Source organism: Pseudomonas sp. PvP001 (assembly GCF_040546375.1).
GTDB classification, from domain to species: Bacteria; Pseudomonadota; Gammaproteobacteria; order Pseudomonadales; family Pseudomonadaceae; genus Aquipseudomonas; species Aquipseudomonas coleopterorum.
In genome coordinates, this window is record NZ_JBEPNQ010000001.1 from 4,312,052 (window position 1) to 4,335,000 (window position 22,949).

24 protein-coding genes and 1 rRNA gene (1 of these 25 cut by a window edge) are annotated in these 22,949 nt (G+C 61.5%); 10 read left to right on the plus strand and 15 right to left on the minus strand.

The window, feature by feature from the left end; translation table 11 throughout:
• Positions 1-100 precede the first annotated feature (100 nt).
• Entirely contained in the window at positions 101-1,204 is a 1,104-nt protein-coding gene (locus ABMD26_RS19805; RefSeq protein ID WP_354311346.1) for a DUF1615 domain-containing protein, read from the plus strand.
• A 15-nt stretch (positions 1,205-1,219) separates the two neighbouring features.
• Here the strand turns inward: ABMD26_RS19805 and ABMD26_RS19810 are convergent, their stop codons facing one another.
• From ABMD26_RS19810 to ABMD26_RS19820, 3 genes are read right to left on the minus strand one after another with little or no spacing between them, the layout of a single operon-like run.
• Positions 1,220-1,882, minus strand: coding sequence for a response regulator transcription factor (locus ABMD26_RS19810; RefSeq protein WP_354311348.1), 663 nt, complete (start codon positions 1,880-1,882; stop codon positions 1,220-1,222).
• A 2-nt stretch (positions 1,883-1,884) separates the two neighbouring features.
• Positions 1,885-3,276: a sensor histidine kinase gene (locus ABMD26_RS19815; protein ID WP_122743450.1), complete on the minus strand. Its 1,392-nt coding sequence runs from the start codon at positions 3,274-3,276 to the stop codon at positions 1,885-1,887.
• Positions 3,254-3,937, minus strand: coding sequence for a response regulator transcription factor (locus ABMD26_RS19820; protein ID WP_049858732.1), 684 nt, complete (start codon positions 3,935-3,937; stop codon positions 3,254-3,256). Before ABMD26_RS19820 ends, ABMD26_RS19815 begins: the two co-directional genes overlap by 23 nt.
• A gap of 218 nt (positions 3,938-4,155) precedes the next feature.
• Between ABMD26_RS19820 and ABMD26_RS19825 the strand changes: the two genes are divergently transcribed.
• Positions 4,156-4,605 (plus strand): hypothetical protein, encoded by a 450-nt coding sequence (locus ABMD26_RS19825; protein WP_354311351.1) that lies wholly within the window; start codon positions 4,156-4,158, stop codon positions 4,603-4,605.
• 62 nt (positions 4,606-4,667) lie between these two features.
• Complete coding sequence (locus ABMD26_RS19830; protein ID WP_354311353.1) at positions 4,668-5,633, plus strand: sensor domain-containing diguanylate cyclase; 966 nt, start codon at positions 4,668-4,670, stop codon at positions 5,631-5,633.
• A 9-nt stretch (positions 5,634-5,642) separates the two neighbouring features.
• On the opposite strand, the gene pbpG is transcribed toward ABMD26_RS19830, so the two are convergent.
• From pbpG to ABMD26_RS19845, 3 genes are all read right to left on the minus strand, one after another.
• Entirely contained in the window at positions 5,643-6,563 is a 921-nt protein-coding gene (gene pbpG, locus ABMD26_RS19835) for a D-alanyl-D-alanine endopeptidase (protein ID WP_049858730.1), read from the minus strand.
• A 206-nt stretch (positions 6,564-6,769) separates the two neighbouring features.
• On the minus strand, positions 6,770-6,949 hold the full coding sequence (locus ABMD26_RS19840; RefSeq protein WP_049858967.1) for a hypothetical protein: 180 nt from the start codon (positions 6,947-6,949) through the stop codon (positions 6,770-6,772).
• Between the two features lie 113 nt (positions 6,950-7,062).
• Positions 7,063-7,428, minus strand: coding sequence for a hypothetical protein (locus tag ABMD26_RS19845; RefSeq protein ID WP_090359094.1), 366 nt, complete (start codon positions 7,426-7,428; stop codon positions 7,063-7,065).
• 183 nt (positions 7,429-7,611) lie between these two features.
• On the opposite strand from ABMD26_RS19845, the gene ABMD26_RS19850 reads away from it, so the two are divergent.
• A complete protein-coding gene (locus tag ABMD26_RS19850) occupies positions 7,612-8,430 on the plus strand; it encodes a shikimate 5-dehydrogenase (RefSeq protein WP_122743448.1) in 819 nt (272 codons plus the stop codon).
• A gap of 8 nt (positions 8,431-8,438) precedes the next feature.
• On the opposite strand, the gene ABMD26_RS19855 is transcribed toward ABMD26_RS19850, so the two are convergent.
• Complete coding sequence (locus ABMD26_RS19855; protein WP_354311357.1) at positions 8,439-9,083, minus strand: YceH family protein; 645 nt, start codon at positions 9,081-9,083, stop codon at positions 8,439-8,441.
• 274 nt (positions 9,084-9,357) lie between these two features.
• Between ABMD26_RS19855 and ABMD26_RS19860 the strand changes: the two genes are divergently transcribed.
• Positions 9,358-9,762, plus strand: a complete 405-nt coding sequence (locus ABMD26_RS19860) for a TraR/DksA family transcriptional regulator (RefSeq protein WP_049858726.1) — start codon at positions 9,358-9,360, stop codon at positions 9,760-9,762.
• Between the two features lie 21 nt (positions 9,763-9,783).
• Here the strand turns inward: ABMD26_RS19860 and ABMD26_RS19865 are convergent, their stop codons facing one another.
• Positions 9,784-10,020 carry a DUF2789 domain-containing protein gene (locus ABMD26_RS19865; RefSeq protein ID WP_049858725.1) on the minus strand — a complete coding sequence of 79 codons (237 nt, stop codon included), beginning with the start codon at positions 10,018-10,020 and terminating at the stop codon, positions 9,784-9,786.
• Between the two features lie 507 nt (positions 10,021-10,527).
• Here ABMD26_RS19865 and ABMD26_RS19870 point away from each other — a divergent pair.
• Together ABMD26_RS19870 and ABMD26_RS19875 are read left to right on the plus strand one after the other, a co-directional pair.
• Entirely contained in the window at positions 10,528-10,995 is a 468-nt protein-coding gene (locus tag ABMD26_RS19870; protein WP_082223526.1) for a hypothetical protein, read from the plus strand.
• A gap of 70 nt (positions 10,996-11,065) precedes the next feature.
• A complete protein-coding gene (locus ABMD26_RS19875) occupies positions 11,066-12,082 on the plus strand; it encodes an ABC transporter substrate-binding protein (RefSeq protein ID WP_122743446.1) in 1,017 nt (338 codons plus the stop codon).
• A gap of 1 nt (position 12,083) precedes the next feature.
• Here ABMD26_RS19875 and ABMD26_RS19880 read toward each other — a convergent pair whose 3' ends face one another.
• The 6 genes from ABMD26_RS19880 to ABMD26_RS19905 are packed head-to-tail and all read right to left on the minus strand — an operon-like array spanning position 12,084 to position 18,153.
• Positions 12,084-12,452, minus strand: coding sequence for a Na+/H+ antiporter subunit G (locus ABMD26_RS19880; protein WP_122743445.1), 369 nt, complete (start codon positions 12,450-12,452; stop codon positions 12,084-12,086).
• A complete protein-coding gene (locus ABMD26_RS19885; protein ID WP_049858721.1) occupies positions 12,449-12,727 on the minus strand; it encodes a K+/H+ antiporter subunit F in 279 nt (92 codons plus the stop codon). Before ABMD26_RS19885 ends, ABMD26_RS19880 begins: the two co-directional genes overlap by 4 nt.
• Entirely contained in the window at positions 12,724-13,212 is a 489-nt protein-coding gene (locus ABMD26_RS19890) for a Na+/H+ antiporter subunit E (RefSeq protein WP_354311361.1), read from the minus strand. The genes ABMD26_RS19885 and ABMD26_RS19890 overlap by 4 nt, the downstream gene beginning before the upstream one ends.
• Positions 13,209-14,894, minus strand: a complete 1,686-nt coding sequence (locus tag ABMD26_RS19895; protein WP_354311363.1) for a monovalent cation/H+ antiporter subunit D — start codon at positions 14,892-14,894, stop codon at positions 13,209-13,211. Before ABMD26_RS19895 ends, ABMD26_RS19890 begins: the two co-directional genes overlap by 4 nt.
• Positions 14,891-15,235 (minus strand): Na+/H+ antiporter subunit C, encoded by a 345-nt coding sequence (locus ABMD26_RS19900; protein WP_043186251.1) that lies wholly within the window; start codon positions 15,233-15,235, stop codon positions 14,891-14,893. The genes ABMD26_RS19895 and ABMD26_RS19900 overlap by 4 nt, the downstream gene beginning before the upstream one ends.
• Positions 15,235-18,153 (minus strand): monovalent cation/H+ antiporter subunit A, encoded by a 2,919-nt coding sequence (locus ABMD26_RS19905; protein WP_122743442.1) that lies wholly within the window; start codon positions 18,151-18,153, stop codon positions 15,235-15,237. Before ABMD26_RS19905 ends, ABMD26_RS19900 begins: the two co-directional genes overlap by 1 nt.
• 190 nt (positions 18,154-18,343) lie before the next feature.
• Here ABMD26_RS19905 and ABMD26_RS19910 point away from each other — a divergent pair, with 190 nt between their 5' ends.
• Positions 18,344-18,907, plus strand: a complete 564-nt coding sequence (locus ABMD26_RS19910; protein ID WP_122743441.1) for a helix-turn-helix domain-containing protein — start codon at positions 18,344-18,346, stop codon at positions 18,905-18,907.
• Between the two features lie 137 nt (positions 18,908-19,044).
• Positions 19,045-20,853, plus strand: coding sequence for an aminopeptidase P family protein (locus tag ABMD26_RS19915; RefSeq protein ID WP_354311366.1), 1,809 nt, complete (start codon positions 19,045-19,047; stop codon positions 20,851-20,853).
• Positions 20,854-20,862: 9 nt separating this feature from the next.
• On the opposite strand, the gene rhtA is transcribed toward ABMD26_RS19915, so the two are convergent.
• Positions 20,863-21,744 carry a threonine/homoserine exporter RhtA gene (rhtA, locus tag ABMD26_RS19920; protein WP_134723113.1) on the minus strand — a complete coding sequence of 294 codons (882 nt, stop codon included), beginning with the start codon at positions 21,742-21,744 and terminating at the stop codon, positions 20,863-20,865.
• Between the two features lie 615 nt (positions 21,745-22,359).
• Here rhtA and ABMD26_RS19925 point away from each other — a divergent pair.
• Positions 22,360-22,949 (plus strand): 16S ribosomal RNA (locus ABMD26_RS19925) (it continues 947 nt past the right edge of the window).

The window sequence follows — 22,949 nt, forward strand, 5'->3', positions numbered from 1 at the left end:
CCCGCAGCATAGCCATGGTGCAGGTGATTTGCACAGGGGCTGTCGACAGGCCGGGTGCTCGTCCATACTGGCGCGAATTCATCCGTTCCCAAGGCCTTACATGTCCAGAAGTCGGCTCGTCGTGCGCCATGGCGCACCGAGCATCCTCCTTGTACTGCTCGCCGCCTGTTCCACCCAGCGCGCCGGCCAACCCCCGGCGCCTTCGTCCGAGCAGGTGCGCGCCAAGCTCGTGCAGCTGTTGCCCGGCAAGGTCACCGACCGTGAGGGCTGGGCCGCCGATATCGAAACCGCCCTGAAGGTGCAGGACATCGCCGGCACCGACGACAACCTCTGCGCAATACTGGCGGTAGCTGAGCAGGAATCCACCTTTCAGGTCGACCCCAGCGTACCGGGCCTGGGCAAGATCGCCCGCCAGGAAATCGACCGCCGCGCAGGGCGCGTGCATGTGCCCGGTTTTCTCGTCGACACTGCCCTGGGCATCCGCTCGGGCGACGGTAAAACCTATGCGCAGCGGCTGGAAGCCGCGCGCTCGGAGAAACAGCTCAGCGAAATCTTCGATGACTTCACCGGCATGGTGCCCCTGGGCCGACAGCTGTTCGGCACCTTCAACCCGGTGCGTACCGGCGGGCCGATGCAGGTCAGCATCGACTTCGCCGAGAAACACCGGGCGGGCTACCCCTACACGGTGGACGGCTCGATACGCCGCGAAGTGTTCACCCGGCGCGGCGGCATGTACTTCGGCATTGCCCATCTGCTCGGCTACCCGGCCAGCTATGAACGACCGCTGTATCGCTTCGCCGACTTCAACGCCGGCTGGTACGCCAGCCGCAACGCCGCGTTCCAGAACGCCGTGAACCAGCTGTCCGCCAGCCGCCTGGCGCTCGACGGTGACCTGATCCGCTACGACTCCAGCGCCGCGAGCAATACCGAGCTGGCCGTGCGGGGGCTGGGCAACCGCTTGAACATGAGCGACCGCGACATTCGCCGTGCTCTGGAAGAGGGGGAGACCGTGGATTTCGAGAAGACCACGCTTTACCAGCGTACCTTTGCCCTGGCCGACAAGGCCGCTGGCAAACCGATACCACGCGCGATCCTGCCCGGCATCAAGCTGCAGAGTCCGAAGATCACCCGCAACCTGACCACCGCCTGGTTCGCCCAGCGCGTCGACGAGCGCTACACCCGCTGCATGGCCCGCGCACGCTGAGCCTGATCGGCATGCTCAATCCGCGCGCAGTACCAGGGGTTCGGCCAGGCTGTAGCCGAAACCGCGCAGGGTCTGCAACGCCTGCGGGCAGTCCAGCTGTGCGAGCTTGCGGCGCAGGTTGCACACGTGGCGCTCGATCAGTGCGGTCCTGGGCTCGAGGCCCGTGCCCCATAGCTGCTGCTCGATGGACTCCCGGCTGACCGCGCCGGGGGTGCTCGCCAGCATGGCTAGCAAGCGATGCTCGCTCACCGTCAGGCTCTGTTGACGTTTACCTCGCCCAACCATCAGCCGCGAAGGTGACAGCCACAGACGCGATGGCGGTAGCGCCGCCGCCCGGGGACGCGGCCGAGCCAAGGCCTGCAGGCGCGCCAGCACCTCGGCGGGGGCCACCGGCTGCGCCAGGCACGCATCGGCACCGGCGCGCAGCGCAGCGATGCGCGCCAGCCGGTCGTCGTCGGCCAGCAGTACCATCACCGCAGCATCGCCCCGGTTCGCCAGGCAATGTTGCAGCAGGCCATCGCCGGATCGTTCCAGCGCCAGGACGATGAAGCCGTACCGTTCCTGCGCCAGTGCCTGCGCTGCGGCGGCCGTGCCGACCGTGCTCAGGGCCGTAGGGTGTTCCGCCAACCCCTGTTGCAGGGTCGGATCGGGCTTATCGCTGATATAGAGCAGGTTCATGGTCACACCAATGCCTTGCTTTGTCGGCACCACAGGGTCATCCGCGTGCCACCTTGTTCGCTGCTGCCCACCTCAAGGGTGAATCCGTGCAGCTTCACCACTGCCGCGACGATCGACAGCCCCAGCCCGAAACCGCTGTGCTGGCCATCGCCCTCGCAGCGATAGAAACGTTGAAAGATCGCCTCACGTTCCTCGGGCGCGATGCCCGGCCCGCTGTCGCTGATCTCCAGCCGCGTGGCGCCGTTCTCTGCCGTGGCGCGCAGCACCACCAGGCCATCGGCCGGGGTGAACTTGATGGCGTTGCTGAGCAGGTTGCCCACGGCCTCGAACAGCAGCGCGCGGTCACCATGCAGCATTGGCAGCGTGTTCGGCACGTCCAGGCGCAGATTGATGCCCTCGTCTTCGGCCAGGGGCAGATAGAAGTCGTGCAGCTCGTGCAGCAGGGGTTGCGGGTCGAAGGAAATGAAGCCCGAACGTCGGCGGTGGTCCTCGATTTCGGAGATACGCAACAAGCCACGGAATCGCGCCATCAGCGTGTCGGTTTCAGCGATCACCTCATCCAGTTGCAACGCCTGGCGCGAATCCGCCGGCGCCTCCTGCTGGATACGGTAAAGCTGCGCACGCAGGCGGGTCAGGGGCGTGCGCAAGTCATGGGCAATGTTGTCGCAGACACCCTTGACCTCGATCATCAGTTGCTCGATACGTTCGAGCATCGCGTTGACGATGGCCGCCAGCATGTCCAGTTCGTCGCGCCGGTCCGACAGCGGCAGGCGGGTAGTCAGATCACCGGCCACGATTGCATCGGCGCTCGCTTCGATGGCGCGGATGCGCCGCAACGGCCTGCGCCGTAACAGGTGCCAGCCGGCAATGCCGGGAATGATCGTCAGGGAAATGCCCCACAGCAGCGCTCGCAGAATGATGTGAGTGACCGCGAACAACGAGCCGTTGTCGCGTACCAGCACCAGCCAGCGGCCATCCAGGGTGCGCATCGCCACCGCGTCGCAGCTGTTCTGCGGCATTTGCGGATTGTCGCTGTCCACGCAACTGTTCAGGTCATGGATGCGCCCGTCCAGTGGAAGACCTCGCGGCACCTGCAGCAACTGGCCGGACAACGGCCGCAATTGCAGATCGAACAGACCATAGGCGTCGAAGGTACGGTCGTCGAAGGCTTCGCTGGCAGCCAGCGCCTCGTTCAATGCTTCGCCGTGAAAGCGCGAAAACAGATGTTGACGCTGCATCAGCGAATGCCGCGCCAGATCGGCCAGATAGGCCGAGACCTCGAAGTACAGCACGCCCATGAGCAAGCTGCTCCAGGCCACGAACAGAAAGCTGTAGAGCGCCAGCAGCCGACTGCTGGACGAGCGCCAGCCTTTAGACAGGTTCGGCAATGACATAGCCGGAGCCTCGCACGGTCTTGATCAACGGTGCGGTGCCCGGTGGGTCGATCTTCTTGCGCAAGCGGCCGATGTGCACGTCGATCAGGTTGGTGCCCGGGTCGAAGTGATAGCCCCAGACTTCCTCGAAAATCATCATGCGCGTGAGGATCTGGCCGGCATTGCGCATGAGGAATTCCAGCAGCTTGTATTCGGTGGGCAGCAGGTTCAATGCCTGTTCGCCACGGCACGCCTCGCGGGTCATCAGATCCAGCGTCAGGTCGGCCACGCGCAGCGTGTTGTCGGCGGCGGCCACGGCGTTGTTGCGACGCAGCAGCACCTCGACTCGGGCGGCCATCTCGTCCGAGGCGAACGGCTTGGTCAGGTAATCGTCGCCACCGGCACGCAGACCGCGCACTCGCTCGTCGACATCCGACAGCGCGCTGATCATCAGGATCGGCGTGCTCACACCGATGGTGCGCAGGGTGGTCACGATGGCCAGTCCGTCGAGCTCCGGCAGCATCCGGTCCAGGGTGATCACGTCATAGTTGCCGCTCACCGCCTTGACCAGCCCCTCGCGGCCGTTGTCCACCCAGTCGACCTGCAGGCCGTGGCTGCTCAGTTCCGCCACGATTTCCCTGGCGGTCACGGCATCGTCTTCGATGGTCAGTACGCGAGTCATGTTGGTCTCTACCCGATGATTTCTGCTGAGGATGGCGGCATTGTGACAACAATCGGCCCAGGGCTCGTTGAAGTTTTTTTCATCTTGCGCCACCTGACCCCATCGGCGTGAGCCCAGTCGTCCTGCCCGCGCGATTGGCCGACGAATCACAGGCGCATCCTAAAGCCTGGCCGATCGGCGCCGATGTAACGGTCACAGCCTATCGGGACACGATCGCCATGAGCACTTTGAGCACCATCGCCAGCAACCTGAGCATTCGTACCCCAGCGCTCGCCGCAACCACCGCCGCCCCCGCGGCCACTGCCGACAGCGATGCAACGCAGGCCGCTGCCGCACCGGCCGCAACGCCGACGGACGCCCAGGTCGGTGGCCCTGGCGCGGCGGGTGGCAGTCAGAGCAGCAGTAGCAGTGGCAACTCGGACACGATCAAGCAACTGCAGAAGCAGATCGCCGAGCTGCAGAAACAGTTGCAAGAGCAACAACAGGAGATGGCTCGTGTCCAGGCCAGCCAGCAGAGCGAAGAGAGCAAGGCCGCTGCGGTAGCCGCCATCCAGGCCCAGGTCGTCGCCACCTCCGCAGGGTTGCAGACCGCTACCGCCGCCTTGCTTCAAGCCATGCAGGAATCAGGCAGCAGCACCGCCGGCTCCATGGTCAGTACCACCGCCTGATGCCCTGTCAATTCCCGGCCCATACGCTAGGCTAGTGGCAGCAATCAACGAGGAGCTTCCCAATGCTGGCGCCTGCCAAGCCTGCGAATGAACAGGAACGCGTCCACGCCCTGCATGCGCTGAACATTCTCGACACCCAGCCCGAGGAGCGTTTCGACCGTCTCACACGTCTGGCCAAGCGACTCTTCGACGTGCCCATCGCCCTGGTCAGCCTGGTCGACAGCAATCGCCAGTGGTTCAAATCCTGCCAGGGCCTGGCGACCACCGAAACCTCACGCGATGTGTCCTTCTGCGCCCATGCCATTCTCAGCGACCAGATCCTGATGATCCCGGACGCCAGCAGCGACGAGCGCTTCCACGACAATCCACTGGTCACCGGCGAACCCAGGATCCGTTTCTATGCCGGTTGCCCACTGAAGGTCGGCGACGGCAACAACGTCGGAACCCTGTGCCTGCTCGACACCCGGCCACGCGTGCTCGATGCCGAGGAGCGCAGCCTCTTGCGCGATCTGGCCAGCATGGCCGAGCGGGAGATCGCGGCCCTGCAACTGGCCAGCATCGACGAGCTCACCCAACTGTCCAACCGTCGCGGGTTCCAGGCCCTGGCCGAGCACGCCCTGAGCATGTGCAAACGCATGGGCACCCCCGCGTCGCTGCTGTTCTTCGACCTGGATCGCTTCAAGGCCATCAACGACACCTTCGGCCACGCCGAAGGCGACCGGGCGTTGCTCACGTTCGCTCAGGTGCTGCGCAAGGTGCTCAGGGAAATGGACATCATCGGGCGAATGGGCGGGGATGAATTCGTCGCACTGCTGTTGGGTTCCAATGCCGCCGCGAGCGATGCGGTCATCACTCGCCTGGACGAGGCACTGGCGCAGGCCAATGCTCGATTGCAGGGCCGTTACACCATCGATTACAGCGTCGGCCGCATCGAATACGACCCGGCCCACCACGACACCGTCAAGCGTCTGCTTGCCGATGCCGATGGTGCCATGTACGCCCGCAAGCGGGCCGCCCGCCGTGCCTGAAGGACGCGGTCAGTCGGCAGCCTGGCGCATCTGCTTTTTCTGCGCCTTGTAGTCCATCGCCACGGCCGGCGGCGCGCTGCTCTTGCCGGTTTCCACCCATTTGCGCAGACGGCTGGCATCGGCAAAGTGGGTGTACTTGCCGAACGCATCGAGGATCACCATCGCCACAGGTCGGCCACCCATGCGCGTCACCAGCACCAGGCAGTGCCCGGCCATATTGGTGAAACCGGTCTTGGTGATCTTGATGTCCCAGTCATCCTTGTTGATCAGGTGATCGGTATTGTGGAACCCCAGGGTGTAGCTGGGCTTCTTGAACGCCACGGTCTTTTCCCGCGTGGTGCTCAGCTCGCTGAGCAACGGGTACTGCTGCGCCGCGATCAGCAACTTGGCCAGATCACGGGCGGTGGACACGTTGCTGGTCGACAAGCCGGTCGGCTCCACATAGCGGGTATGGGTCATGCCCAGTGCGCGAGCCTTGGCGTTCATCGCCGCGATGAAAGCGCCGTAGCCGCCGGGGTAATGATGGGCGAGGCTCGACGCTGCACGGTTCTCCGACGACATCAGGGTGATGAGCAGCATGTCCCGGCGGTTCAGCTCGCTACCGAGCTTGACCCGGGAAAACACACCCTTCATTTCCTTGTTGTGAGTGATGTCGACCGAGATCACTTCGCTCATGGACTGCTTGGCGTCCAGCACGACCATGCCGGTCATCAACTTGGTCACCGATGCGATAGGCACCACATGGTCGGCGTTGTTCTCGTAGACCACTTTATTGGTCTGCAGATCGATCAGCAGAGCGCTGCCCGAAGCCAGGTGCAACTGCGAGGGATCCCGTGGCACGGCGGCTTTTTCCGCCGCTTCGAGGTTTGGGGTGGCGACGAAAGTGGTCAAAGCCAGCAACAGGCTGAAAAGAGATAGCGGGGTCTTCACGCGGAGCGCTCACTGAAATAGAGGTAGATCGGGCCTGGGGTGAAGCGGATTCGAAGTGACGATTGTCACGTGGCGCGAGTATGGCAAAGCGCCTGTCGATTGTCGCGCCCGGCAAGGCCTGGTGCGTGAAGAAAAGCTCATCCAGCGCGAACACCATGAAAAAGCCCCGCAGAGCGGGGCTTGATCCATTCCATGCAGTGCGCTGGCTAGTGGGGCTGCGCTGCATTGAGCGTGGCAAAGGCTTGTTTGGCGTGGGGCAGGGAGGGCAGGGGCCCACTGACAGGCTCGCCGTCGCGCACCACGTACCAGCACGCCAAAAGGCCCAGATCACGCAACTTTTCCGGGACCGCGCTGCCGACTACCGACATGATTCTTAATACAGGCATGAGACACCTCCGGTGGTTCCTGTCAGCCACCTTACGAGTTCGCCGCGGCCCATAGAAATCACCTTGCTCGATAGTCACCATCGACGATTCCTATCACGCCCTGCCGCGGCGACTCACCACCGTGGTGGACCGTAGTACACCGGTGGCGGCCCATAGTAGCCACGCGGTGGAGGCGGGGCTGCGTACACCGGATAAGGCTGCACATACACAGGCGGCGACTGCACATACACCGGTTGCTGCACATAGGCAGGTTGTTGCACGTACACCGGCGGCGGGCTCTGCACATACACCGGCTGCTGCTCCACATAGACCCGCTGCGGCGCATTGGAAGTGACCACTGCGCCTACCACGGCCGCGCCCAGTACCGCGCCCAATATACCCGGCCCGGCACCGTGCCAGCCGCCGCCGTGCGCCGAGGCCTGACCGGCCATCGCCAGCGCCCCTACCAGCAGAGCCATCTTGGGAAGTTGACGCATCATGATAGATTCCTCGTGTTTCGCGCCCTGGCGTTCGAACCTGCGATAGGGTCAAATCATTTCGCCGGGGACATGACTATGACAAAAAAACCGTCAAAAGCGTCCCCGTCGATGGGTAAATTTTGTGTAAGGGCAGCGCGTCGTCTGCCTGCTTTCTTTCATGCCCCACGCCGCCGGAGGCCAAGAATGTCCATTGCTCCCAACCGCGACACCATCCTGTGCATGTCGCTCGCCGCGCGTCCCGGAACGTTCGGGGTGCGCTTTCACAACCATCTGTACGACCAGTTGGGCCTCGATTACTACTACAAAGCCATGACCACGAGCGATCTGCCGGCGGCCATCGCTGGCATTCGCGCCTTGGGCATCCGTGGCTGCGGCGTGTCGATGCCGTTCAAGGAAGCCTGCATACCCTTGGTGGACGAACTCGATGCATCGGCTTCGGCCATCGAATCGATCAATACCATCGTCAACGACAACGGTTATCTGAAAGCCTACAACACCGACTATCTGGCCATCCGCCAATTGCTGGACACGCACGCCGTCGACCCCGACACCACCTTCGCCCTGCGCGGCAGCGGCGGCATGGCCAAGGCCGTGGCATCGGCGTTTCGCGACGCCGGTCTGCGCAATGGCCTGATCATTGCCCGCAACTACGAAACCGGACGCGCGCTGGCCGATACCTGCGGTTATCCCTGGCAGGCCGAGTTGGGCGACTCGCGCCCACAGCTGCTGGTCAATGTCACGCCAGTCGGCATGACCGGCAGTGACCAGGCCGAGGAATTGTCGTTCGACAGGGCCGCCATCGAGGCGGCGCAGCAGGTGTTCGACGTCGTCGCCCTGCCATGGCAGACGCCACTGATCAAAGCCGCTCTTGAGCTAGGCAAACCCGTGATTACCGGCCTCGAGGTCATCGCCATCCAGGCCCTTGAGCAGTTCGTGCTCTACACCGGCGTACGCCCTACCGCCGAGCAGTTACGCCTGGCCACCGAGTACGCCCGCGGCTGACACGGCTGTCATTCCAGCCGCGACAGGCGCTCTTCAAGCGCAGCGATACGTGCTTCCAGCTCGTCCAGGCGGGTATCGTCGTGTTTTGAACCGTTGCGCTCGGGCGGCACGCCCCGGGCGCTCAAGATGGCGTCGATAGCCGCAGGATCGCCCAAGGCATGGCTGTAGCGATCCTCGCGCTGCCCCGCCTGGCGTGGCGCATGTACCGCGAAGCCGCGGCTCGCAAGACGCTCCAACTGATGCAGGATCTGCTCGGCGTCCTCGAAATCGTGGAGGCGGGCACTGCGCGTCAGCAGCTCGCCAACGGTCTGCGGTCCGCGCAGGAACATCAGCCCCATCAGAATGACCTGGGCGGGCACCAGTTCGAGCGCCTTGTCCAGCCGGTGATCCCAGCGATCGGCGCGGCTGCCCATCACCAGACGGGTCATCTGCCGACCTTCGAGCGCGCGCAGGCTCTGCCCGATCTGCCCCTGGGTGTACTGGGTCACCGGTTCGCGACTGGTTTTCTGATTGCACGCCAGCACCAGCGCATTGAGCGTCAATGGGTAGGTCTCAGGATTGCTGGCCTGTTTCTCGATCAGTGCGCCGAGTACGCGAATCTCCACGACATCGAGTCGTACGGGTTCGGAAGCGGTTGTTTCAACATCGGTCATGGCATAAACCCCAGGCAATCGGTAACGGCCAGTATGCTATAAAAACCGCCCAGACGGCTGCCTGCCGCCGCCTGTGGCGCGGTCGCGCCTGCGCCAGCGAGCAGGCCCTCGGCCCCCTGCCAAATTTAGGGTTGCTGCGCATGTAAACCGGCCTTAGACTGCCGCCCCTCTTGACCATATGCCGTGTGGTGCTTGAAGAATTCTGCCTGCGTCGCCGACAGCGTCGCGGGCTTCCTGTTTTGCCCTAGCGCATTATTCGTTTGCAGAGAAATCAATGACAAAGGAAAAGTTGCTGGCCATGCCGGCTGATGACTACATGAACGCTGAGCAACTGGCCTACTTCACCGAGCTGTTGCAGGCCATGAAGATCGAGACCCAGCAGCGCATCGAGCAAAGCCGTGTAGCCATTGAAAGCCTGGACACGCCCGCCGATCCTGCCGACGCTGCCTCTGTGGAAGAGGAGCGTCACTGGCTGGTCAATGTCATCGAGCGCGACCAGCGCCTGCTGCCGCAATTGGAAATGGCCCTGGGCCGCATCAATGACGACAGCTTCGGCTGGTGTGACGACAGTGGCGAGCCGATCGGCCTGAAGCGCCTGTTGATCAGCCCTACCACCAAGTACTGCATCGAGGCGCAAGAGCGCCACGAGCAGATCGACAAGCATCAACGTCAAGCGTGATCAATAGACCGCAGGCGTTTCTCACGCCTGCGGATGCAAGGCCACATTGAGTTCATCGACGATGGGTGCCCACTCCGCATCGCTGTGCAGCTCCTCTTTCAGAAAGCTGCGCTGCTGATCAGTCCAGAAGGGCGCATCGATCAGCTTGGTGTCTTGGTCGAGCTGATGCTCGGCAATGAATTTCTGAATGTCAGCCTCTTCGCTGGCCAGGCCCAGTTGATCGAAAAGGCCAGTAAGGCTTGGGTTCGGCAGATCCATGTTGACTCCTCAGCGGCCGTTTCCAGCCATGATTGAAAGGTTACCCTGTATCTGAGGCGACGGCCTCGCCAGAGTTCGCTCGCAGTACCGTGTTTGTTTGCAATGGACGGCACAGGGCATCGAGCTTTGCCCCGATCCTGTTTTGAACGTGTCCATCCAACAAACTTCTTGACCGCGCCGGGGTTCGATTCGGTACTATTCGCGCCAGATCACCGTCATGCGCTTCGCTGCCCTGCACGTGTTGGTCGCCAGCTTCCCCATGAGGCCGTGGCGCCGCTCTGCCATACACGTCCAGGCTTGCCTTTTTCCTTCGCGGTCTTCGGCAATTTTCCCTGCAGCAGGTCGACGCTGCGCATCCCGGATCAAGGTTCGATCCTTTAGTCTTTCGTTAGCAGGTCGGCGGCAATCATTGCACGTGCTGCCGACCGTTCGGCGCTCCCCGCGTCTTCAGGTTATTACCACGCGAACAGCGTCCGGTAGTCTGTGTTTCGATTTGAGGATTCTTCATTGGCAGTAACTAATCTGGATATGCACGCACTGTTCGTGCTCGGCGATTTGCGTGCGAAGTTGGTCAAACTCTTTCAGTCGCGTTTCGTCTATGTCACCGAGCAAAGCGCGGAAGGCATCTACATGGCCGAACTCGATACCGAGTCCGCGCTGGTGGTCGACGACAAACCTCGACTGGAACTCAAAGTAGGCGATCACTTCCGCGCTGCGGTTTTGCCTAGCCGCGAAGGTGGCAAGTTCGAACTCAAGTTTCGCGATATCAAACTCACTGTCTACGGACTGGGCGAGTATGCGTTCGTCAGCATGGCGCAGGGCGAAGGCATCGTGTTCAAGGAAGGTCAGACCGTGATGCTGGTCTTCGCTGCCCACGAGCGCATCGAGGAAAACCTGGGCAAGACCTTGAAAGCGGCTACCGCCAAGGCAGCCAAATGGCGCAAGGGCGAATTGACCTTCAAACCCAGCGAATAATGCTTCGGGGAACCTGCGCTACAGTAAGGTGACTTACCCAAGTCATCGACTGTTTACCGAGGAACCCCGCATGAAAGGATTACGTGCCTGGCTGGTCGCCTGTGGCGCCGGCCTCTGGCTATCGACCGCAACACTTCCGGCCCACGCGCAAACCACGCCCATCCAGTTCGCCGACCTGAACTGGGAGAGTGGCAGCCTCATTACCGAACTGTTGCGCTATATCGTCGAGAAGGGCTACGGCCTGCCCACCGATACCCAGCCTGGCACGACCATCACCCTGGAAACGGCGTTGGCCAAGAACGACATCCAGGTCATTGCCGAAGAGTGGGCCGGCCGCAGTCCGGTCTGGGTCAAGGCCGAAGCCGAGGGCAAGGTGATCGGCTTGGGTGACACTGTCAAAGGCGCCACCGAAGGCTGGTTCGTCCCTGAATACGTGATCAAGGGTGACGCTGCCAAAGGTATCAAGCCGCTGGCGCCGGATCTGCGCAGCGTCGCCGATCTGCCTCGCTACAAGGACGTCTTCAAGGATCCGGAAAGCCCAGACAAAGGCCGCTTCCTCAACAGCCCGATCGGCTGGACATCCGAAGTCGTCAACGCGCAGAAACTCAAGGCCTACAAGCTGACCGACGACTACGTCAATTTCCGTTCGGGCTCTGGCGCCGCACTGGACGCCGAGATCGCCTCGTCCATCCGGCGCGGCAAGCCCGTGCTCTTCTACTACTGGTCACCGACCCCGCTGTTGGGCCGCTACAAGCTGATCCAGCTCGAAGAACCCCCTTTCGATGCCAAGGCCTGGGCCACCCTGACCGATGCTGACAATCCCGCGCCGCTGCCTACCCGTTCGCTGCCATCGAAGCTGTCGATCGGGGTGTCCAAGGCATTCCAGCAGGAGTATCCGCAACTGGTCGAGTTCTTCGCCAAGGTCGATCTTCCTATCGATCCCCTGAACAAGGCCCTGGCCAACATGAGCGAAGCCCGCACTTCGCCTCGCCAGGCTGGCGAGGCGTTTCTGAAGGATCATCCCGAAGTTTGGAAGACCTGGCTGCCTGATGACGTAGCCAGCAAAGTGAGCGCCAGTCTGAAATGAGTCAGTGACCGCTGTCGCTGCGGTGGCTGCTGACCTCGGCAGGCACCGCTTCTCCAGCCGTGCGTTTGCGAAACAGCGCTGCGCGGGCCAACAGCAGCGTGGTCACTGGCACGGTGATCGATAGCAGGATGGGGATGAGCCAGGCATGCACCACCGGCCCATGCTTGAGCCAAGAAAAGTACAGGATGGACGCCAGCGCCACACACCAGGCGCCCAGCGTGGACGCCAGCGCCGGCGGATGCATGCGCTGAAAGTAATCCTTGAAGCGCAGCAGCCCCAAGGCACCCGTGAACGCGAACAGACTGCTGGCTAGCAACAATAGGGCCGTAGCCACCTCTACCCAGAAGGGTAAAACCTGGAGTGAATTCATTCGATCACTTCTCCACGCAGCAGGAACTTGGCCAGCGCGAACGAGCCGACGAAGCCGAACAGGGCAATCAGCAAAGCCGCTTCGAAATAGGTGTCGCTGGCGTACCGTATGCCCAGCACCAGCATGACCAGCATCGCCAGAATGTACAGGTAGTCCAGAGCCAATACCCGGTCCTGGGCCGACGGTCCTCTGAACAGCCGGATCAGCGTAAGCAACATTGCCAGGGCGAATATGAACAGGCTCGCGACAATGGCGTTTGACAGCAATGCGCTCATTGAAAGATCTCCATCAGCGGGCGTTCGTAGGTGTCTTTGAATTCCTCGATGAATTGCGCCTCGTCATCCAGATCCAGAACATGCATCAGCAAAACGCTGCGATCCAGCGCCAGCTCGGACCATACGGTGCCTGGAATGACGGTGGCGACTGCCGCCAAGGCAGCCAGCCCGTTGGCATTGTGCAACTGCAACGGAATCTCCACGAACGCCGAGCGTGGCGGACGAGCGTCCATGCTCCAGACCTGCCAGAACACCTGCAGGTTCGACACCAGTACACCGCCGCCTACGCGCAGCAGCAGCCGCAGTATCACCATGGGCCTACGGATACGCACGGCCTGAGGCCGCAGCGGCGACATCAACAGCGGCGCCAGCCATCCCAGCAGCACGGCGAGCAAAAGGTTGCCGGCACTCATGGAGACGTTGAGCAGCAACCACAGGACGGTGAGGGCGATCGACAGCAACGGAGCAGGGAACAGGCGACTCATGGTTCACCCTCAAGGCTTGTTGTAGTCGGACCAGGTACCGGCTGGGCACCCAGCACGGTCATCACGTATTGCTTGGGATCATCGAGCATGGCCGCCGTATCGGCCGTGTACCGCAGTAGAGGTTCTGCGCGCATCGCCAACAACACACACAATCCCAGCAGGACCATGATCGGTACACACTCGTTGAGCCGCAGCAACGGTGAAGGCCGCTCGTGCGGCGTCCAGAAGCGCTGCATGCCCACACGCGCCAGAGCGATCAGCGAAGCCAGTCCGGAAAGGATCAACAACGCCAGATAGACCCAGGCGCTTGCGCTCGGGGTTTGCTCGGTGGCCACCCCGAGTCCCTGTGGATTGAACAACGCGGCGATCAGGTTGAGTTTGCCGATGAACCCGGACAACGGCGGCATGCCGATGATCAGCAGTGCGCAGGCAATGAAACTCAGGCCCAGGAAGGCCATGGTCCAGGGAATCACCTGGCCTACCACGGCCTTCTGCTCGTCATCGAGGTTGATACCCTTGGGCGGATGCAATGCCTCGACCGCAGCTGGCAGCGGGTCGGCATCGTACTCCAGCGGAATCTCGTTGGCAGACCGCGAACGCTCGACCAATTCGGCGAGCAGGAACAGCGCACTGAGTGCCAAGGTCGAGCTGACCAGATAGAACAGCGCGGCAGCGATCAACCCGCTCTGCCCGAAACCGATCGCCGCCAGCAGGATGCCGGCTGAAATCAGGATGCTCAGGCTCGCCATGCGCTCCAGTCGTTGCGCGGCAAGAATGCAGACGGCAGCCACGGCGATGGTCGCCAGGCCCCCGTAGATCAGCCACTGGCCGCCGAAATGCGCCGATGCACCGGCCTGTCCGGAAAACATCAGGGTCCACAGCCGCAGCAGGGTATAGAAGCCCACCTTGGTCATGATCGCAAACAGCGCAGCAACCGGGGCGCTGGCGGACGAGTACGCCGGAACCAGCCAGAAATTCAACGGCCACATGCCGGCCTTGGCCAGGAAGGCTGTTGCGAGAATGGCAGCACCGGCGTGCAGCAGGCCGCGATCTGCCTCGGGCACCAGCGGAATCTTCAGGGCCAGGTCAGCCATGTTCAGGGTTCCCGTGACCCCGTAGATCATGGCCGCACCGATCAGGAACAACGACGAGGCCAGCAGGTTGATCGCGATGTAATGCAGCCCGGCCGATACCCGGGCCTTGCCCGAACCATGCAGCATCAGGCCATAGGAAGCGGCCAGGAGCACCTCGAAGAACACGAACACGAACAGGTTGAACAGATCGGCGGTCAGGAAGGCACCGTAAAGGCCCATCAACTGGATCTGGAACAAGGCGTGGAAGCTCGCACCGGCCCGATCCCAGCGGGCCATGGCGAACAGCAGGGCGCAGACGCCGACGATGCCTGTCAGCACCAGCATCAAGGCTGACAACCTGTCCACCACCAGCACGATACCGAATGGCACCTGCCAGTTGCCGGGCAGGTACACGCCAATCGAACCGGCCTGGCCTTGATCCTGGACCCACCACATCAGGTAACAGGCAATCGCCAGTCCCAGCAGGCTGGAGATGATGTTGATCTGCGCTTTCAGCGAGCGGTGTTTCTCTCCGAGCAGCATCATCAACGCCGCCGTGAACAGCGGCAGTATGATGGGCGCAGCGATCAGATGGGGCATCCAGCTCATTCCTTGGGCTCCCGGCCGTCTACGTGGTCAGTGCCGGTCAGGCCCCGTGAAGCCAACAGAACCACCAGAAACAGCGCAGTCATCGCAAAGCTGATCACGATCGCAGTCAGTACCAGTGCCTGGGGCAGGGGGTCTGTGTAATTGAGCAGGTCCTGCGGCACACCTTCCTTGATGATCGGCTCCTTGCCGATGAACAGGCTGCCCATGCTGAAGATGAACAGGTTGACCCCGTAAGACAGCAGGCAGAGGCCCATGACCACCTGGAACGTTCGTGGACGCAAGATCAGCCAAACGCCCGATGCAGCCAGTACGCCGATGGCAATCGCTATCACTTCTTCCATCAGACGGCTCCTTTTGGGGCAATGCCTTTGGGCAGGCTCGAGGGACGGTGAGCACGCACCGACTGGTGACCCAGCGCGGTGAGCATCAGCAGAGTGGATCCCACCACCACGGTGAACACACCGATGTCGAAGAACAGGGCACTGGCGACATGAAAGTCACCCAGGACCGGCAAATGAACATGCGCAGTGTGTGTGGTGAGGAATGGATAACCCAAGGCAATGGCGCCGATCCCGGTTACAGTGGCACAAAGCAGTCCGGTACCCATCCAGCGCAGCGGTCGCAGGCGCATCTGCGCCTCAACCCACTGGGTACCCGCCACCATGTATTGCAGGATGAACGCTACCGACAGCACCAAGCCGGCAACGAATCCACCGCCAGGCTGGTTATGCCCGCGCATGAACAGATACATCGACACCACCACCGCCACTGGCAGCAACAGACGAACCAGAACGGCCGGAACCATCATGAAGCCCAGCGCAGTATCGTCCGCGCCGCGCGGGTTGATGAGATCGGTGACCACGTCGGGTGCCAGCGATCGTTGCTGCGCCGGCAGCTGCATGCTTTCCTTGGGTGGGCGGAAGCGCCGCAGCAGGGCAAACACGGTCAGGGCCACGGCGGCAAGCACGGTAATCTCGCCCAGGGTATCGAAGCCGCGGAAGTCCACCAGCATGACGTTGACCACGTTGGTCCCGCCGCCTTGGGGCAGGGCACGGCTCAGGTAGAACTCGGAAATGAAGTTGGGCGTGGCGCGGGTGAGCATCGAATAGGACAACAGCGCCATGCCGCCGCCGACCACCACCGCCAGCACCAGATCGCGCAGACGGCGCAATTTGGCACGGTCCAGCGTCGCCCTGGAGGGTGCGACATCCTCGATCCGCCGAGGCAGCCAGCGCAGCCCGAGCAATATCAACACCGTGGTCACCACCTCGACCACCAGTTGAGTCAGCGCCAGATCCGGCGCCGAGAACCAGACGAAGGTGACGCAGGTCATCAACCCGCACACGCTGACCATGGTCAGCGCCGCCAGTCGATGGTACTTCGCCTGCCAGGCAGCCCCCAATGCGCAGGCAATGGCGATCAACCAGAGAATCACGAAGACGCCCGATCCCGGGATCTTCGGTCGATCCCCCCAGCTCAGTCCGCTATAAAGCATCGGCGCCAGGCCTGCGAGCACCGCAACCAGCACCAGCATGAACAGTTGGGCCTGCAGGCGTCTGGTGGTAAGCAGTCTCTCCACTCTGCGCGCCAGCCGCATCATGACCACCTGCGAGCGCTCGAACAGCCGCTTGCCGTTGAAGCGCTCGATCACCGGTGGATAGCGCAGCCGACCGTGACGGAACTGATTGCGCAGCAATACATATAGAAGCACCCCGGCGCCCATCGCAATCAGGCTCATGACCATGGGGGCATTCCAGCCATGCCATATGGCCAGGCTGTACTCCGGAAGATCGCCCCCTACAACGGGTATCGCCGCCGCCGCCAGGAAGGGCGCCACCGACTGTGCCGGGAAGATGCCGACCACCAGGCAGGTCAGCACCAGCAGCTCCACGGGCGCACGCATCCAGCGCGGCGGCTCGTGGGGGATGTGGGGCAGGTCGGTGGCTTTGGGGCCCAGGAACACGTCAACCGTAAAGCGCAGTGAATAGGCGACGCTGAAGATACCGGCCAGCGTCGCGACCACCGGCAGGGCGATCTCGACCCAGGCGGTGGAGCTGATGAAAACTGTTTCGGCGAAGAACATCTCCTTGGACAGAAAGCCGTTCATCAGTGGCACCCCTGCCATGGCCGCGCTGGCAACCATGGCCAGCGTCGCCGTATAGGGAATGAGGCGGAACAGTCCGCTCAGGCGGCGTATGTCGCGTGTTCCACTTTCGTGGTCGATAATGCCGGCAGCCATGAACAGCGACGCCTTGAACGTTGCGTGATTGAGAATGTGGAACACCGCAGCCACCGCTGCCAGCGGGCTGTTGAGCCCCAACAGCAGCGTGATCAGGCCCAGGTGGCTGATCGTCGAGTAGGCCAGCAGGCCTTTGAGATCGTTCTGGAACATCGCCGCGTAAGCGCCGAGCATGAGCGTGCAGGCGCCTGCGCCGCTGACGATCCAGAACCATTGTTCGCTGCCCGACAGGGAAGGCCATAGCCGGGCCAGCAGGAATACCCCGGCCTTGACCATCGTTGCCGAGTGCAGATACGCCGAAACCGGCGTCGGCGCCGCCATGGCGTGCGGCAACCAGAAATGAAACGGAAACTGGGCGCTCTTGGTCAGTGCGCCGAGCAGGACCAGGGTCAGCATGACCGGATACAGGCCATGCGCACGGATGGCGTCGCCCGCAACCAGCACCTTGTCCAGGTCGTAGCTGCCCACGATATGGCCCAGCAGCAACACGCCAGCCAGCAGGCACAGACCACCGGCACCGGTCACCATGAGCGCCATGTAGGCACCACGGCGAGCATCGGCGCGATGATGCCAGTAGCCGATGAGAAGGAAAGAGAAGAGGCTGGTCAGTTCCCAGAAAAACACCATCTGGATCAAGTTGCCCGAGATCACCAGGCCCAGCATCGCACCCATGAACGCCAGGAAAAACGCGAAGAAGCGAGGTACGGGATCCTGCGGCGACATGTAGTAGCGCGCATAGAGCGCGACCAGCGCACCAATGCCCAGCACCAGCAGGGAAAATAGCCACGCGAAGCCGTCCAGACGCAGCACCAGGTTGAGGCCGAGGCTGGGCAGCCAGAGGAATTCCTCGCGTATCACGCCACCGTTGGCAATTTGCGGATACAGCATGGCTACCTGTACCGTGCCGACCAAGGCAACCAGTCCGGCCAGAAGCGATTCTGCGTTGCGTGCGTTGTGCGGCAAAATAGCCGCCACGCAGCTGCCTACGAAGGGCAGAAGCAATAGTACTATCAAGGACATAGGCTTCTAATCTGCAGGAATATTGAAAGGGATCATACGGTGTCACTGGGTGATCACCAACCCGCAAGCTGTGCCAGAATCGTACAGGCGCGCCATAACGACTTGTTTTTTTATGACAATTTTTTACCATCGATAGCTCCGCCGCGATTGTATCGATCAGCAGGACTATCCCCAGCGAGCACAGATCCCCTTGGTCAAAGACCCCACTTCCAGAGCCTCGGTTCTCCAGCACGTCAGTCATAACGTGCGCCGCCTGCGTCAGGTTGCCGGGCTTTCGCAGAGCGCCCTGGCAGAGTGCTCCGGGGTCAGCCGCCGCATGCTGGTGGCTATCGAAGCCGGTGACAACAACGTCAGCCTGACGACCCTGGACCGGATTGCCGAAGCGCTCGATGTCGCTTTCAGTGATCTCATCCAGCCCGGCGAGAATCGCGATCCCAGTCGCATCAACGAGCTGGCCTGGGTCGGTACGCTGCCAGGCAGCAAGGCCGTGCTGTTGGCCAGCACAGTGGCCAGCAAGGAAGTCGAACTATGGGAATGGCTGCTGCAGCCCGGCGAAGCCTACGCATCGGAGCCCGATGCCGAAGGCTGGAGCGAACAGATCTACGTCTGTGAAGGACGACTGACCATCCTGCTGGACGGCCGCTCCCATGAGCTGGCAGCCGGCGAGTTCTTCGTCTATCCCAGCAATCAGCCCTATGCCTATCGCAACGACAGCGAAACATTGGTGCGCTTCGTGCGCAACGTCGTTATCTAAGGTAGCTGCCGACCGAGGCCTGCACCCGCCTGGCGTCCCCATGCACCTCCCTGCCAAGGTTGCCCCGCGCGCCCGCATTCGCCATGATCGGTCCACAATAGCAATCCACACGATTCAGCATCCGAACCGGAGCCCGAATGAGCCTGACACCTTCTGCCCACTTCCCCGTTTCCGAGCGTCTGCGCCAGACGCGCGCGATCATGCAGCGCGAGGGCATCGACGCTTTGCTGGTGCCTTCGGCGGACCCGCATCTGTCCGAATACCTGCCTGAACACTGGCAGGCACGCCAATGGTTGTCCGGTTTTCATGGATCGGTTGGTACCTTGATCGTGACCGCCGATTTCGCCGGACTCTGGGCCGACAGCCGCTACTGGGAACAAGCTCAGGTCGAACTCGCCGGAAGCGGCATCGAACTGGTCAAGCTGATGGCGGGGCAGCCGGGTCCTCTGGATTGGCTGGGCTTGCACATGCCCGCTGGCGCTACGGTCGCGGTCGACGGCGCAGTCATGGCAGTGGCTGCCGCCCGCCAGTTGCGCGAAAAGCTGCAACACACGGGGGCGTCGCTGCGTACCGACCTCGACCTCTTTGCAGAGGTCTGGCTCGATCGTCCCGCTTTGCCTGAGCAAGCTGTCTATGCGCATTTGCCGCCGTACGCTGCTCGCGAACGCGCCGAAAAGCTGAAAGCGCTGCGCGACCAGATTCGATCCCAGGGCGCTCAGTGGCATTTGCTGGCAACCCTCGACGATATCGCCTGGCTGTTCGATCTGCGCGGTTCGGACGTCCCCTACAATCCGGTCTTCGTCGCCTTCGCGTTGATCGGCGAGGGCACGGCAACCTTGTTCACAGCACTGTCCCGAGTCGATCCCACACTGCGCGATGGCTTGTCTCAGGAAGGCGTGGACGTCCGGGATTACACCGAGATCGGCGCTGCCCTGGCTGCGATACCGGCGGGTGAAAAGCTCCTGATCGATCCTGCCCGCGTCACCGTGGGCATCATCGAAAACCTCGACACCGGTGTCAGCCTGATAGAAGCGCTGAACCCGACAACCCTGAGCAAGTCACGCAAGACCGCAAAAGAGGCAGAGCACATTCGCCAGGCCATGGAGCAGGACGGCGCGGCGTTGTGCGAGTTCTTCGCGTGGCTGGAGGGTGCCTGGGCAGGCGAGCGCATAACCGAATTGACCATCGACGAGCAGCTCACGGCCGCACGCGCACGTCGGCCCAATTTCGTCTCCCTGAGCTTTTCGACCATTGCCGCGTTCAACGCCAACGGTGCCATGCCTCATTACCGCGCCACTGAGAAAGCCCACGCCGTCATTCACGGCAACGGTCTGTTGTTGATCGACTCGGGTGGCCAATACCTGGGCGGCACTACCGACATAACCCGCATGGTCCCAGTCGGTACGCCTACGGCAGATCAGAAAGCGGATTGCACTCGAGTGCTGAAAGGCATGATCGCCCTGTCACGGGCTACGTTTCCAAAAGGGATTCTTTCGCCCTTGCTCGATGCCATTGCGCGTGCACCCATCTGGGCCGACCAGGTCGACTATGGGCATGGCACAGGCCACGGTGTGGGTTACTTCATGAACGTTCACGAGGGGCCGCAGGTCATTGCCTACCAGGCCCCCACCACGCCCCAGACAGCCATGCTGCCGGGGATGATCACTTCCATTGAACCGGGGACCTATCGACCCGGGAACTGGGGAGTGCGTATCGAGAACCTGGTGCTCACCCGCGAAGCGGGGCAGAGCGACTTCGGCCAGTTTCTGAATTTCGAAACGTTGACCCTGTGCCCGATCGACACTCGATGCATCGACATAGCCCAGCTGTCGACGGCAGAGCGCCAATGGCTCAACGACTACCACGCTGAAGTTGCCATGAGAGTGGCGCCGCTGCTTGAGGGTGCGCCTTTGCAATGGCTGCGCGACCGCACGCAGCCGATCTGACTCGGGGGATCAGTCGGCCGCCACAGCCGGGGCGTGTTCGGCGCGGATGGTCAACGTTGCCCCGACCGAGGCCATGATGATCGCGCCGATCGCGAGCCATTGTGTTGGGCTCAGCACTTCATGCAGGAACACTAGCCCCGACAGTGCGCCTATGGCGGGTTCCATACTCATCAAAGTGCCGAAGGTGCGCGCCGGCAGGCGCGTCAGCGCGACCATCTCAAGGCTATAGGGCAGTGCTGTAGACAGTATCGCAACGGCAATGGCCGTCGGAATCAGCGCCAGATCGAGCAAAGCGGTCCCGGCGTGCACGATGCCTACAGGTGCGATGAACACAGCAGCGATCATCACCCCGAGTGCGGCTGTCTGCACACCATTGTCGGCACCAGCTTTCTGCCCATAAAGAATGTACAGCGCCCAGCACACCCCCGCACCCAGCGCATAGCAGACCCCCACGGGATCGATACCTGCCTGGGCATCGCCAAGGGGTATCAACAGCAGCAAGCCAAAGACCGCAAGTGCTACCCAGACAAAATCCATCGCTTTGCGCGAAGCCAGAATCGCCACCGCCAGCGGCCCTGTGAACTCCAGGGCAACGGCGATCCCCAGAGGGACGGTACGCAGGGACATGTAGAAGAGCAGATTCATGCAGCCCAGGGCTATGCCGTAGATCATGACGGTCTGCAACGTTTTCCACGTCAGGCGGGCCCGCCATGGGCGTAGCAGTATCAACATGAACACACTGGCGAATATCAGGCGCAGGGCGGTCGTACCTTGCGCACCTATCAGCGGAAACATGCCCTTGGCCAACGAGGCGCCCGTCTGGATGGATGCCATGGCTATAAGAAGAAGAGCGATAGGGTAGAGCTTGGAGGTGAGCGAAGGCGGGGTCATGAGGTGGCTACTTGGCAGAGGTTAGGTATGCATTGATCGTATGATGGCTAAGCTGCAGGAAATGAGCAATATATTGCCCATTTAAATTTATTGAACTTTCAACAGCCTCGACTATTGACGTGCTTCGTAATGTCTCTATAATTCGCCCCACTTCCGGCGCAGCCGAAACGACAAACGCCTTGTTAATCAATGAGTTAGTCGTTCAGGTGGTGAGGAAGTGCTTCGATCTTCAAATTCGGAAGCGGTGAAAAAGGCAGTTGACAGCGGTTTTAAACGCTGTAGAATTCGCCTCCCGCTGACGAGTGATCGAAGCGAGTCAAGTGTTTGAAGTTGTTCAGTTTTCTGGAAAAATACTTCGAAATAAACGCTTGACAGAATATGAGGCCAGCGTAGAATGCGCGCCTCGGTTGAGACGAAAGAATCAACCCACCGCTCTTTAACAATTGAATCAAGCAATTCGTGTGGGTGCTTGTGAGTTAAGACTGTTAGTCAACAAGATTATCAGCATCACAATGACTCCACGAGAAATCAAAGAGTTACCTCGATCCTTCGGGTTCGAGTTTGCGATTGCTGAGCCAAGTTTATAGGGTTTTCTCAAAACCCGATTGCAGTATTGAACTGAAGAGTTTGATCATGGCTCAGATTGAACGCTGGCGGCAGGCCTAACACATGCAAGTCGAGCGGTTGAGGGAAGCTTGCTTCCTGATTCAGCGGCGGACGGGTGAGTAATGCCTAGGAATCTGCCTGGTAGTGGGGGACAACGTTTCGAAAGGAACGCTAATACCGCATACGTCCTACGGGAGAAAGCAGGGGACCTTCGGGCCTTGCGCTATCAGATGAGCCTAGGTCGGATTAGCTAGTTGGTGAGGTAATGGCTCACCAAGGCGACGATCCGTAACTGGTCTGAGAGGATGATCAGTCACACTGGAACTGAGACACGGTCCAGACTCCTACGGGAGGCAGCAGTGGGGAATATTGGACAATGGGCGAAAGCCTGATCCAGCCATGCCGCGTGTGTGAAGAAGGTCTTCGGATTGTAAAGCACTTTAAGTTGGGAGGAAGGGCAGTCAGCGAATACCTTGCTGTCTTGACGTTACCGACAGAATAAGCACCGGCTAACTCTGTGCCAGCAGCCGCGGTAATACAGAGGGTGCAAGCGTTAATCGGAATTACTGGGCGTAAAGCGCGCGTAGGTGGTTTGTTAA